This window comes from Actinomycetota bacterium, assembly GCA_019347575.1.
In the GTDB taxonomy this organism is placed as follows: Bacteria; Actinomycetota; Nitriliruptoria; order Nitriliruptorales; family Nitriliruptoraceae; genus JAHWKY01.
The window spans coordinates 37,294-50,407 of the sequence record JAHWKY010000007.1; the positions used below are offsets into that span (position 1 = coordinate 37,294).

At 69.1% G+C, this 13,114-nt stretch carries 11 protein-coding genes; all 11 read right to left on the reverse strand.

From position 1 onward, the window contains the following. Positions 1-53: 53 nt before the first annotated feature. The 11 genes from rpmA to mreC all read right to left on the reverse strand — a co-directional run bounded on the left by rpmA (position 54) and on the right by mreC (position 13,113). Positions 54-341, reverse strand: coding sequence for a 50S ribosomal protein L27 (gene rpmA / locus KY469_06120; GenBank protein ID MBW3662658.1), 288 nt, complete (start codon positions 339-341; stop codon positions 54-56). 33 nt (positions 342-374) lie between these two features. After that, complete coding sequence (gene rplU, locus KY469_06125; protein ID MBW3662659.1) at positions 375-677, reverse strand: 50S ribosomal protein L21; 303 nt, start codon at positions 675-677, stop codon at positions 375-377. Positions 678-816: 139 nt separating this feature from the next. Continuing rightward, positions 817-2,565 (reverse strand): aldehyde dehydrogenase family protein, encoded by a 1,749-nt coding sequence (locus KY469_06130; protein ID MBW3662660.1) that lies wholly within the window; start codon positions 2,563-2,565, stop codon positions 817-819. After that, positions 2,562-3,341, reverse strand: a complete 780-nt coding sequence (locus tag KY469_06135) for an adenylate/guanylate cyclase domain-containing protein (protein MBW3662661.1) — start codon at positions 3,339-3,341, stop codon at positions 2,562-2,564. The genes KY469_06130 and KY469_06135 overlap by 4 nt, the downstream gene beginning before the upstream one ends. A 266-nt stretch (positions 3,342-3,607) precedes the next feature. Continuing rightward, entirely contained in the window at positions 3,608-5,314 is a 1,707-nt protein-coding gene (locus KY469_06140; protein MBW3662662.1) for an Rne/Rng family ribonuclease, read from the reverse strand. A 16-nt stretch (positions 5,315-5,330) separates the two neighbouring features. Further along, complete coding sequence (locus tag KY469_06145) at positions 5,331-6,101, reverse strand: TIGR03936 family radical SAM-associated protein (protein MBW3662663.1); 771 nt, start codon at positions 6,099-6,101, stop codon at positions 5,331-5,333. Then, positions 6,101-8,089 carry a TIGR03960 family B12-binding radical SAM protein gene (locus KY469_06150; GenBank protein MBW3662664.1) on the reverse strand — a complete coding sequence of 663 codons (1,989 nt, stop codon included), beginning with the start codon at positions 8,087-8,089 and terminating at the stop codon, positions 6,101-6,103. The genes KY469_06145 and KY469_06150 overlap by 1 nt, the downstream gene beginning before the upstream one ends. Positions 8,090-8,393: 304 nt before the next feature. Continuing rightward, complete coding sequence (rodA, locus tag KY469_06155; GenBank protein ID MBW3662665.1) at positions 8,394-9,578, reverse strand: rod shape-determining protein RodA; 1,185 nt, start codon at positions 9,576-9,578, stop codon at positions 8,394-8,396. Positions 9,579-9,580: 2 nt separating this feature from the next. Continuing rightward, positions 9,581-11,599 carry a penicillin-binding protein 2 gene (mrdA, locus tag KY469_06160; protein MBW3662666.1) on the reverse strand — a complete coding sequence of 673 codons (2,019 nt, stop codon included), beginning with the start codon at positions 11,597-11,599 and terminating at the stop codon, positions 9,581-9,583. 72 nt (positions 11,600-11,671) lie between these two features. Beyond that, positions 11,672-12,166 (reverse strand): rod shape-determining protein MreD, encoded by a 495-nt coding sequence (gene mreD, locus KY469_06165; GenBank protein MBW3662667.1) that lies wholly within the window; start codon positions 12,164-12,166, stop codon positions 11,672-11,674. An 8-nt stretch (positions 12,167-12,174) separates the two neighbouring features. Next, complete coding sequence (gene mreC, locus KY469_06170; GenBank protein MBW3662668.1) at positions 12,175-13,113, reverse strand: rod shape-determining protein MreC; 939 nt, start codon at positions 13,111-13,113, stop codon at positions 12,175-12,177. Between the last annotated feature and the right edge of the window lies 1 nt (position 13,114).

Genomic DNA, 13,114 nt, shown 5'->3' on the forward strand with positions numbered 1-13,114 from the left:
CGTACGCGACGAGGGCGGCCGGAGCCGCCCTCGGTAGCTGTGTGCGGATGGGGTTACTCGGCGGGCTCGAGCTCGTCGACCTCAGACGGTTCGAGCTGGGCGACCTCGGCGAACTTGCGATCGCCCTGCGCCCGGAAGCTGACGTGACCGTCGACGAGCGCGAACAGCGTGTCGTCGCCGCCACGGCCGACGTTGCGGCCGGGGTGGATCTTGGTGCCGCGCTGGCGCACGATGATGTTGCCCGCACGGACGTACTCACCGCCGTACTTCTTCACGCCCAGGCGCTTGGCGTTGGAGTCGCGGCCGTTCTGCGAGGAGCCGCCGCCCTTCTTGTGTGCCATGTCGGACCTCCCGGTGCGCCGGTCGTGGCGCCGTCAGATGGACTCGATGCGAATCGTGGTCAGGTGCTGACGGTGCCCGCGGCGCTTGTGCTGGCGGGACTTGTTCTTGTAGTTGAAGACGCGGATCTTGTCGCCCTTGCCGTGACCGGTGATGGTCGCCGTCACCGTTCTCCCGCGAGCATCGGGTCCCGCGGTCACCTCGCCGCCGTCGTCCACGACCATCACGACTGGCAGCTCGACCTCGTCACCGACCGCCCCGTCGAGCCGTTCGACGTCCAGCGACTCGCCCGGCTTGACGCGGTACTGCTTGCCGCCCGTCGCGATGACCGCGTACACGGTGGCCTCCTTGGGGCGTCGCGACGACGCGACGGTCGGTGGTGGCGAGTCGGTTCTGACGTGAAGAACGGTGCCCAGGGGCACCGGTCATCGGAGGGTACCCAGACCCCCCGAGACGGTCAATCGGACCCCTCGTGCGTCAGCCGCGGAGCGCCGTGACCACCATCCCGGGCAACTTCGCAGGGCTCGGATCGGCCTCGAAGTCGGCCGCGCGACGCCCGAGCTGGTCGGCGACCCGGTTGGTCACGAACCAGGCGGGGCGCGGTGCCACCCGGAAGGGTCCACGCACGACCGACTTCTGCGGGCGATCGAACAGGTAGGTGTTGTGCACGGTCCCGCGCCCCGACTGGATGTCGGTCAGCTCGTGTCCGGGATAGGCGCCCCAGCTCGTCGAGATGGCCCCGTAGGCGAGGGCCGACCAGTGGTTGACCACGACCGAGCCGTAGCGCAGGTTGGCGATCGCCCGGTCGACCGCGGCTGCGACCGCCGGGTCCTTGAGCGATCGCGGGTGCACGATGATCGAGGCGGACAGCGTCCCCCACAGCCGGTCGTTGGCGAACTCCACCGCCTGGTCGAGGTAGTCGGGGATGGATCGGGGAGCGTCGAGGGGGACCTCCCCGAACACGCCACAGAACGCCTCCGTGGTGAAGGCGATGTCGTCGGCGTTCGACCGGTCCAGACCGGGGATGAGCGTGAACGGGACCGCGTCGTCGCCTTCGACGCCGAACCGCTCCGCCTCGGGATGCTCATCGATGAACGCTCGGAAGCGGTCGACCGCCCCCGGGTAGTACGGGTAGCGCTGCGGCACCCGCTGGAGGACGGCTCGCACGGCGTGCAGCAGATCGCGCCGCTTGGCCCACGCGGCGTGGGTGACGATCACCCTTGCGGCGATGCAGTTGAAGCCGCCGTTCTGCGCCAGCATCGTGGCGAGGTTCTCCGCCTGGAACTCCAGGTCGGCGGCCGACCACGGGCCGGGGACGACGATGACGGGCGTGACGTTGCCGAGCTCGGACGTGATGGGCTTGTTCAGCCGAGGCTCGCCCTGCGCCTTGCGTCGCGCCCCGTCCTCGCCCGGCCCGAACACGATCGCATCGTGGGTCTTGTCCGATCCCGTGATGTGGACCGAGTCGACGTCGACGTGGTCGGTCAGGTACGCCCCCTCCGCCGCGCCGCCGTAGACGATCCTCAGCACGCCGTGGTCGACGAACACGCGGAACGCGTCCTCGAGGACGGGACCGATCGCCTCGTTCACGGGGTTCATCTTCAGGACCACGGCCTCGTCTTCCTCGAACAGCTTCGAGAGGGTGTCGGTCGCGGGGATCGCCGTGACGTTGCCCGCCCCGAGCACGAGCGCGACCTTGGGATCCGACGTCGCTCCCCGGTAGGAGAGCGCCATCGTGTCGTGCAGCCCACGCTCGGTCACGTCGGGCTGCATCCAGATCTCGCCCGTGAAGCCGGCGTACAGCGCCCTCTCGAGCGTGCTGGTCGGGAAGACGCCGACCGCGACCTGACCGTCGGGGCGGACCGTGACCGGACCCGGGTACTGCGGGCGGCCGATCTGCTCGATGTCCCGGAGGCTTTCACGCAGCAGCCGCAGCGTCCGCAGGCTCAGCACGGGACCGCCGAGCCACTCCTCGCCGGCCAACGGCGACTCGTAGGGGATGCGCTTGAACTCGCAGGCGGTCTGCACCCACCGCTCGGCGACGGCTGCGGTGTCGCGGAGCGCCTGATCGAGCAGTTCGATCCGAGCTCGGACATCGGTGTCGACCCAGCGCTTCGCCCCGGCCTTGACCGCCTGGACCGCATCCTCGAGGTCCGTGTGAGAGGTCGGTGGGATGCCAGGCTGAGCCTCCGGGATGGTCAGCGTCCCTCGTGCCGTCGTTGTCACGTCGTGCTCCTCGCGTCCCGTCGCGCCACACGGTACAGGTCGTGATTGCCGGGTAGCCCCTTGAACCGAACCGTGCGTAGGTGCTCGAAGCGGACACCGTCGACGTCGGCGCAGCGGTGACGGACGTCCTCCGACGCGACCACCTCGCCCCCGGCCGCCGCGTCGGCCACGCGCGCCGCGAACGCCACGTTCGCCCCGAAGAAGTCGCCATCCTCACTCAGCGCCGACCCGGTGTGGACCCCGTAGCGCACCCGCAACGGCTGGTCGAGGTCGACGGCACGCTCCAGTTCGTCGCACAGGTACGTCGCGCACATCACCGCGTCGAGCGGCGAACGGAACGCCAGCATGTAGCCGTCGCCCTGGGACTTCACGACGTGGCCCTGGTGCTCCTTGACCGCCGGTCGCACGATGTCGTCGTGCGTCCGGAGGATCTCGAGCCACCGCTCGTCGCCGAGGTCGACGTTGCGTTCCGTCGAGTCCTCGATGTCGCTGAAGACGAGCGTGATGGTCCCGTCCTCCGCCAGATCGGGGCTGAGGTCGGGGCGCGTCGACTGGACCCACGAGACGAGCCCCTGCAGCGAACTCGCCACCAACGGACCGAGCTCACGCAGCGCGATCTCGCCGACCTTGAGACCGGCGGCGATCACGCGCTGCGTCGGCGTCTTCCGCCGGGCAGCCTCCCGTGCCTCACGTCGCTTGCGCAGGATGCGGCGGATGACCAGCGTGGTGCCCAGCCCGATGACGGCCGCCCCACCGACCGAGATCGCGACGATCACCCAGGCATCCACACCCGGATGCTACGACTCCCGCGGGTCGCCAGTGACTACTGGGGTGGTCCGGCTCCCCTACCGACCGAGCGGCCGAGACCGCGCTCTCGGCCGCGTGGACGCAGCGGCGCCTGGATCGACGACGCGGATGCGGCGTCGCCGAAGGAACGTGCACGCTGCGGGTCCCCTTGCGCCGCGAGCCGCCGAGACCGCGCTCTCGGCGGCGGACGCCATGGGATCCCCGGATCGACGACGCGGATGCGGCGTCGCTCGTATCAGAAGTCGGCGCGGATGATGAAGCCGTGGCCGTTGCAGCGGTCGCACTTCTCGCTGTACGACTCGACCAGTCCCTGGCTGACGTTCTTGCGCGTCATCTGGACCAGGCCGAGACGGCTGACCTCGGACACCCGCGTCTTGGTGCGGTCGCGCAGCAGCTCTCGCTTGAGGCGGTTCACGACCTGGTCCTGGTTCGCCTTGAGCAGCATGTCGATGAAGTCGACGATGATGATCCCACCGATATCACGCAGGCGGAGCTGGCGGACGGCCTCCTCAGCAGCTTCGAGGTTGGTCTTGAGCACCGTCTCCTCGAGGTTGTCCTTGCCCGTGAAGCGTCCCGTGTTGACGTCGATGATCGTCATCGCTTCGGTCTTCTCGATGATGAGGTAGCCGCCGGACGGCAACCACACCTTGCGGTCGAGCGCCTTCTTGATCTGCTCCGTCACGTGGTAGGCATCGAACAGTTTCTGTGGCTCGTCCCCCTCGTCGGGCGCCGGCGCGTACAGCTTCAGCTTGGGGAGTTGGTCGGGGTCGATCTCCTCGAGGTAGGACTCGACCTCCTTGTGCAGCTCGGCGTCGTCGACGACCAGTTCGGTGAACTCCGGTCCGAAGTTGTCGCGGATGACGCGGACGACCAGGGTCGGTTCCTCGTAGACCGCGTCGAGCGCCTTGGCCTCGTCGGCGGCCCCCTTGATCGCTTCCCACTTTGCCAGGAGCCGATCGAGATCGCGTTCGAGCTGCTCGTCGGTCGCCGACTCGGCAGCGGTCCGCACGATGACCCCGTGTTCCTCGGGCTTGAGCTGCTTGAGGATCTTGCGAAGCCGATCGCGCTCCTCGTCTGGCAGCTTGCGCGAGATGCCGAACAGCTCCGAGTTGGGCGCCAGCACCATGTAGCGACCAGCGAGCGAGAGGTGCTGGGTGAGCCGGGCGCCCTTCGAGCCCATGGGGTCCTTGGTGACCTGGACCAGCACCGTCTGGCCCGATTTCAGAGCCTCCTCGATCCGTGGGGATCCGTCCTCGAGGTCGGCCTCGTCGTAGAGGACCTCGCCCGCGTACAGCACCCCGTTGCGGCCCTTGCCGATGTCGAGGAACGCCGCCTCCATCCCGGGGAGGACGTTCTGCACCCGCGCCATGTAGATGTTGCCGACGTAGCTCCGCTCGTCAGCTCGGGTGACGTAGTGCTCGACCAGCGTGCGCTCCTCGAGGACCGCGATCTGTACGCGCTGGCCGGCGTTGGTGACCAGCATGGACCGGGGGGATCCCTCGAGGACGGCCCGGCGGACGTCGTCAGGCAGCTCGGCCTTGCGCCGGCCACCGCTGCGCCCCGACGACCGACGGTTCCCGCCACCATCTCCCCGTCGCTTCGCGGCGACGCGAGTGCCGCCCCTGGAGATCGCCTTCTCGAGGTCGTCTCCATCGCCACCGTCGTCCGTGGCGGCGTCCGACTTCGACCGGGACCGGGACGATCCGCTCTTGCCCTTGCTCCGCTTGCGTCCGCCGCGCGACCGCTCTCGGCGGCTGTCGTCGGATCCCTCCGCGGCCGCGTCCGAGTCGGACGCGGCATCGCCGCCCGCGTCGGGAGCAGCGTCCTCGCTGCGGCTCCGGCTGCGGGTGCGGGTTCGAACGCGCGTGGTGGAGGTGTGCTCGCCTCCCGCGTCCTCTGCGGCCTTGCTGGTCTCTTCCTCGGTGTCGTTGCGGGTTGTCACGTGGCGGCTCGATCGGTCAGGCGGCCCCCGCGAGACGGTCCGGAGCGAGCGCTTCGACCTCGCGGCTGAGGGCATCAGCGACGCCTTCAGCGTGGGGGGCTCCCTGCACCACCCGGCGGTACAGCCGGGGTTCTGGCAGGTCCCCGCCAGGTCCCGCGTGGGGATCCTGAGCGAGCCGCGCGAGCAGCGCGGAGTGGAGGTCGGAAGGTCGAACGTTGGGTCCGTCGTTGCGGAGCACCGCACGGAGTACAGCGGTGGTGCCCGCGGCCGTTGCGGTCCGCGGGAAGGCGTGGAGCGTGAGCAGCGCCGGTCGGACGTCGATCGTCCGGTCCCCGTCGGGGCGGTGGCGGATGACCTCTGCCACCTCGACGGCGAGCAGCTCCTCGCCCAGTCGTTGGAGCTGCGTCACGACGGCCCCTGCCGCCGCGTCGTACACCAGCTCCCAGAGGGTCACCGGCAGCAGGCGCGCCAGTTTCGGCGCCCCGTCCGGGACCTCGGCGTAGGTCAGGATGTCCATCCCGTCGGGCAGAGCAGCCGACAGCGACGCCATCCCGTGGCCGGGATCGATCGGCGCCGCGAAGGTCAGCTCGGCGTACTCGCCGGTGGATGCGTACCCCACGGGTAGGGCGTCCGGGAAGGACACCTTGGCGTGAGGGGTGAAGCCTTCGGAGTAGGCGATCGGGAGGTCGGCGCGTCGCAGCGCACGTTCCCAGATCGCGGTGAGGTCTCGTGCGGACACGAAGCGGACACGGTCCTCCTTCGTGTAGCGGATGCGGATGCGCTGCATCAGCGACTCCCCCCGTCGTGACCAGCGATGCGTGCCGGCTCCTTCGGCAGATCCGCGTCGCCCCCGAGGTCGGCAGGGGCCGCCGGCAGCAGCGGCAGGTGCTGGTAGCCGGTGTCGTGTTGGATGCTGAGGCCGGGGCACACACCGCAGTCGTAGCACGGCGACCAGCGACAGTCGTCGAGCTCCTTCTCGGCGAGAGCGTCCTGCCAGTCGTCCCACAGCCAGTCGCGCTCGAGGCCGCTGTCGAGGTGGTCCCACGGCAGGGCTTCGTTCTCGCCCCGCTCGCGCTCGCAGTACCAGGCGACATCGATGGCCGTCTGCTCCAGGGCAGCACGCCACAGCGGCAGCGTGTCGGTCTCGTGCCAGCCGTCGAAGGTGGCACCGAGGCGCCACGCACGCTCCACGGCGTCTGCGACCCGGCGGTCGCCCCGCGCGAGCAGACCCTCGATCAGGCCCTCGTCCGGCGCGTTGGTGCGCAGACGCAGGCCCGAGTACGGCTTGATGGCCTCGAGGATGAGATCCATCTTCCGCTGGATCTCGTGGGTCGGGTCCTGTGACGCCCACTGGAACGGCGTGTGCGGCTTCGGGACGAACCCGCCCACCGACACCGTCACCTTGTTGCGCTTGCCGTAGCTGCGCGCGATCTCGTAGGCCTTGATGCCGAGGTCGGCGATGGCCAGCACGTCCTCGTCGCGCTCGGTCGGCAGACCCACCATGAAGTACAGCTTGATGTGGCGCCAGCCATTGCTGAAGGCCACCTCGGCGGTCCGGAGCAGATCCTCCTCCGAGACCATCTTGTTGATGACGGCACGCATCCGCTCCGACCCGGCCTCCGGCGCGAACGTGAGGCCGGTGCGGCGGCCGCTTCGGCTGAGCTCGTTGGCCAGCGTGACGTTGAACGCGTCCACGCGTGTCGACGGCAGGCTGAGCGAGGTCGCGGTGCCTTCGTACTCGTCGCCGAGCTCGCGCGCGATGCGGCCGATGCCGGAGTGGTCGGCCGAGCTCAGAGACAGCAAGCCGACCTCTTCGAAGCCGGTGTCGGCCAGGCCCTCGTCGACCAGTCGCTTGACGGTCTCGGGCCGCCGTTCGCGGACGGGGCGGGTGATCATGCCGGCCTGGCAGAAGCGGCAACCCCGGGTGCAGCCGCGGAAGATCTCGACGCTGAACCGCTCGTGGACCGTCTCGGTCATCGGAACGATCTGCTTGCGCGGGTACGCCCACTCCTCGAGGTCCTGCACCGTCCGCTTGGGCACCCGGAAGGGCACGCCGGGCTCGACCGCGACGGTCGCGTTCAGGCGGCCGTCGTCGGTGTAGCGCGCCTCGTAGAACGCGGGGACGTAGACGCCTTCGACGGCAGCGAGCCGGCGCAGAAGCTCGTGGCGACGGTCACGAGCTCCCACGTCGAGGGCCACGTCCCGTTCCCGGTCACGCTTCCATCCGCGGATGACGTCGTCGATCTCGAGCGTCACCTCCTCGCCGTCGCCCATGACGACCGCGTCCAGGAACGGGGCGAGCGGCTCGGGGTTGAACGCCGCGTGACCGCCCGCCAGCACGATCGGATCGTCCTCGATCCGGTCCGCGCTACGGATCGGGACACCGCCGAGGTCGAGGAGGTTCAGCAGGTTGGTGTGGCCGAGTTCGTGGGGCAGGGTCACGCCGAACACGTCGAACGCCCACAAGGGGTGGTGGTGCTCGAGGCTGAAGATGGGTAGCTCGTGCTCACGCATCAGCTCATCGAGGTCCGTCCAGGGGGCGTACGCCCGCTCGGCCAGGCTGGTCGCCCGCTCGTTGAGCAGCTCGTACAGGATCTGGATGCCCTGGTTGGGCTGGCCGACCTCGTAGGTGTCGGGGTAGCAGAGCAGCCAGCGCGTCTCGACCGTCGACCAGTCCTTGCGCACCTGGTTGTGCTCGCCACCGACGTACTGCGCCGGCTTGCGCACCGACGGCAGGAGCGGTTCGAGCTGGCTCCAGTAGCTGGGTGGTGGCACAGCACCGCGACCGAGGCGCACGCGGGCGCGGTCGGACGTGACCGTGCGGGTAGCTGGAGCCGTGGGGGGCGTCACCGTCGATCCTGTACTGCTGGGAGAGGGCGCGGAGACAGCTTGCAGCCTACCAGCCAACGATCCCGCCTCACGGGGGACTCGCCAAGCGTCCCGACGCTGGCGATGGCGAGCGGGATTCCCAAGAACCCGCGCCGGACGCGGGTTTCCGCTTCGCTCAGAAACCCGCGCCGGCCGCGGGTTCTTCAAGCCGCGTCGCTCGCTGCGCTCGCTCGCGGCTGGAACTGCTCGTCTAGAAGCGACGCATGTGAACGTTGAGGAGTAGGCCGACGGCGATGAAGCTGCTCAGCAGCGAGGTCCCCCCGTAGCTGATGAAGGGGAGGGGGATCCCAGTGACCGGCATGATCCCGACGGTCATCCCGACGTTCACGAACACCTGGAGCGCGATCAGCCCCACGATGCCCGCAGCCAGCAAGGTGCCGAACAGATCCTTGGCCATGGCCGCGATCCTCAGCCCTCTCCAGATCAGGATGCCGAACAGGCCGAGGACGAGGGCCGCGCCGAGGAAGCCGAACTCCTCGCCGACCACCGTGAAGATGAAGTCGGTGTGGTTCTCGGGCACGTAGCTGAGGTTCGTCTGCGTCCCCTGCAACCAGCCCTTCCCGGCGAACTGTCCCGAGCCGATCGCGATCAGCGACTGGTTCGAGTTGTACAGCGCCGTGCGCGCGAGGGATTCGTTCGACGGGTCGAGGAAGGCCGTCAAGCGCTGCAGCTGGTAGCTCTGGAGCAGCTCGAGCTTGAACGCCAGGACGACGCCGGCGATGCCCAGCGCACCGAGGCCGAGCATGTAGGTCGCCCGCATCCCTCCGACCAGCAACAGCACGAACACCAGCCAGACGAACACGAGCATGGTGCCGAGGTCGGGCTCGAGGAAGATCAGCAGCATCGGCACACCGACGAGCACGAGCGAGAAGACGAGCGTGAGGAAGCCGGGTTCGCCCTTGCGCTCGTGCAGCACCGCAGCGAGTGTGATGATGACCGCGATCTTGGCCAGCTCCGATGGTTGGAGCTGGAACGAACCGATGACGATCCACCGCTGCGCCCCGTTGGCCTCGACTCCCAGAGGGGTGAGGACGAGACCGAGCAGCACCAGCACACCCAGGTAGATGACCGGGCTGTAGGCCCGGACGTAGCGGTGGTCCACTGCGGCCACCACGATCATCGCCACGGTTCCGACCGCGAGGTTGACGAGCTGGCGGCTTGCGAACAACGTCCGAGGCAGCTCCTGCAGCTCCAGACGCTGGACCGTCGCGCTGTAGATCATCGCGATGCCCACGAGCGCGAGCACCAGTGTGGTGACGATCAGGATGGGGTCGATGTGGCGCATCGGGGCGTACGCATCCATCCACTTGTCCTGGACACGCTGACGCGCCATGCGCTCCGCACGGTCATGTCCGAAGTAGCCGCCGACGTCCACCGCTAATCCGTCTTCGGGCCGGCCACGAAGGGCGTCGGCTCGAGGTCGAAGATCGCTTCGAGGATGCGACGCGCGATCGGTGCTGCGGTCTGGCTCCCGCCGCCACCCTGCTCGACCGCCACGACGACCACGTAGCGCGGGTCGTTGGCGGGTGCGTACGACGCGAACCACGCGTAGGGCACCTTGGGCTTGAGTTCGGCGGTCCCGGTCTTGCCGGCCACGGGGATCTCGTCCAGCGGGAAGCCGGCGAACGGCGTCACCGCGGTCCCTCGAGGGCCCATCACGACCTTCTCGAGGCCGCGCTGGATGGCGTCGAGCTCCTCGGCGTCGAGCGGCAGCCGATCGAGTGCGACCGGGGCGATGTCGCGCACGACCTCCCCATCGGGCCCCAGCACCCGCTGGCCCACCTGAGGCTGGTACAGCGTTCCGCCGTTGGCGACCGCGGCGTACGCGGCGGCGATCTGGAGCGGCGTGGTCAGCACATCGCCCTGACCGATGGAGCTGTTGACCGCGTCACCGCCCCGCCAGCGCCCACCATCGCGACAGAGGTCCGCGTTGATCAGCTGGGCGTAGCTGCCCTGGGGCAGCTCCTCGGCCTTGGTGCAGTAGACGTCCTTGTTCTGCTCCCAGTAGGTCCGCCGCCACTCCCTGCCGGGGATGACGCCGCTCCGCTCTCCGGGGAGGTCGACACCGAGCGAGCGTCCCAGCCCGAAGGTGGCCGCCACCCCCGGCAGGGTCTCGACGACCGGCTGGCCCTCGTCGGCGGCACGCTCCTCGCTGGCCCACATCTGCGCGGCCAGCTCGTAGAAGTAGGTATCGCACGACCGCATCAGCGCGTCGGGCAGATCCAGCGTCCCGTCGTGGCGGGGGTTCCAGTTCCGGAACGTGATGTTGCCGAGGCGCCAGGCGGGGGGGCAGCTGACGCGGGTCGACGTCCCGACGATGCCGGCCTCCAGGTAGGCGGCACCCGAGACGATCTTGAACGTCGACCCGGGCGGGTAGGCCGACTGGATCGCCCGGTTGATGAGCGGGTACTCGTTCGCAGGATCCTGCAGCCACTCCCAGTACTCGTTACCCACGCCACCGACGAACTGCGCCGGGTCGTACGTGGGCCACGACGTCATCGCCACCATGCTGCCGTCGCGGGGATCGAGGACCACGGCAGCAGCCGCGGTCGACGGCAGGAAACGTCCGTCAGTGCGCTGGATCTGTCGGCTGGCGACGATCCCCTCCTCGAGGATGCGTTCGACCTCGGCCTGGATCTCGAGGTCGAGCGACGTCACCAGGTCGTTGCCCCGGATCGGCTCGCGCTGGTCGAACAGCCGCAGCACCGTGCCTCGGGCGTTGACCTCGAGCTTCTTGAGGCCCTCGGTGCCCTGCAGATCGTGTTCATAGGTGCGTTCGATCCCGGCGCGACCGACCAGCGTCCCGGGCCGGTAGGCCTCGAACTCGGGGTCGGCGAGCTCCTCCTCGCTGATCTCGCCGAGGTAGCCGACGAGATGCGCCCCCAGCGTGTCGTGCGGGTAGGTGCGGACCGGAAGGGTCTCGGCGACCACACCGTGGAACAGCTCCTGGTGCTCGTTGACTGCGAAGATCACCTCGGGGGGGACGTCCTCCTTGATCGGCACGGCCCGGAACGGCGAGAACTTCCTCGACAGGAGCCGGTCCACGATCTCCTCGCGGGTCATCCCGAGCAGCTGCTCGAGCCGACCGAGCACGGCCTCCGCTTCCTCGTCCTTGGGTTCACCGGTCCCATCGAGGAGCTGGCTGGGGTGAGCGCTGATCGTCTGAGCCGGACGGTTCTTGACCAGCTCGGTCGAGCCATCCGCTGCGAGGATGCGGCCGCGTGGGGCCTCGAGGACCACGAAGCGGACCCGGTTCGATTCGGCCAGGTCCGCGTAGCGCTCACCCGCCAGCACCTGGAGGAACCACAGACGCGCGAACAGCGCCACGAGCAGACCGCCGACCAGCAGCGTGAGGAGGGTCAGCCGGAGGCGCGGAGGAGCGTCGATGCCGGTCATGGAAGTGCCCGTCCGGGGCGAGGGTCAGGCGAGCGGGGAAGTTACCCCATCCGCCGATGTCCCGTACTCGTATCAGATGCGCACCGCACGCTCGGTGGGGAAGCGGGTCGTGAGCCGGCGGACGCCGGCCATGACGGGAGGGGTCAACAGGGTGTTGTAGAGCGCGACGAAGACCGACGCCTGGATCACCAGATCGGTCGTGAAGCGCTCATCGCCGAGCAGGCGGGCGAGGATGCCGTAGCCGGCGGTCGCGGCGAAGCCCGAGGTGAACGCGACGACGAGGGGTGCAGAGACCGACTCCGGGGCGAGGTAGGGACGGGCGACCCCGACGACGTACCCGGTCCCGAGTAGCACGAGCGCCTCCAGCCCGACCGCGGACTGGTGCAGGAGCAGATCGGAGAGCAGACCCGCGGCGAACCCCACCCGTAGACCCACGAGCGGCCCGTCGCGCAGCGCGAACGCGGCGACGACCAGCAGGAGCAGGTCCGGACGGAACCCTGCCAGGGTCAGATGGGGGAACAGGGTCGTCTGGAGCAGGGCCGCCGTGATGAGGACCAGTGCGGTCACGGCGACCCTCACTGGCCCGTCTCGGTCGCAGTCGACGTCGCAGTGGGCTCCGGGGACGGCGAGGGATCGGGCAGGTCGGGCGGCGTGAACTCGCCGTCCACGGGCCCCTCGAGTGGAGGTGGCTCCTCGATCGGGGCGTGCTTGACGACGAGCACGATGTTCAAGCTGGTGAAGTCCACGTACGGGCGCACGAGGACGTCGCGGGTCAGCAACGTCGTGGTCTCGCCCACGGATGCCACGCTACCGATGGGGATCCCGCTCGGGAAGATGCCGTTGCTGTAGCTGGAGGTGACGATCTCGGCGCCGACATCGATGTCGAGCTCGGGGTCGAACGGCTGGAAGCGCATCAGATCTGCGCCCTGCCCCGCGATCTGCCCCTGCTCGAGCGACGTGGCGACCCGTGCTGCTGCGCCGAAGTTGGGGTCGATGGCGAGCAGGACCCGCGACGCGGACGGGGTGACCTGGATGACACGTCCGACGAGTCCGTCCTGGTTGATGACCGGCATGTCCCGGGCGACGCCGTCGTTGCTGCCCACGGCGAGCGTGACGACCAGCTCGTAGTTCGACGGCGCCTGTGCGACGACCCTCGCGGGGATGACCTCGAAGCCGGTGCGTTCCTGCATCCCGAGCAGCTCACGGAGCTCGTCGTTCTCGGCGAGGAGGTCGTCGAACGAGCGGCGGCGCTCCTCGAGCTCAGCCAGCCGGGCGCGCAGGCGCTCGTTCTCTTCCCGTAGCGAGAACACGTTGCTGACCGAGTCGATGGCGTCCCCGACGGGACGGATGATCGTGGCCAGTCCGTCCTGGATGGGTCCGAAGACCGACGTGGCGATCGACCGGAGCCGATCGAGCGGCCCCTCGCTACCGGAGCGGAAGTCGATCGTGACGAGCACGAGCGCGACCAGCACCAGGATGGCGAGGAGGACCCGCGCGCGTCGGCGTTGGTACACC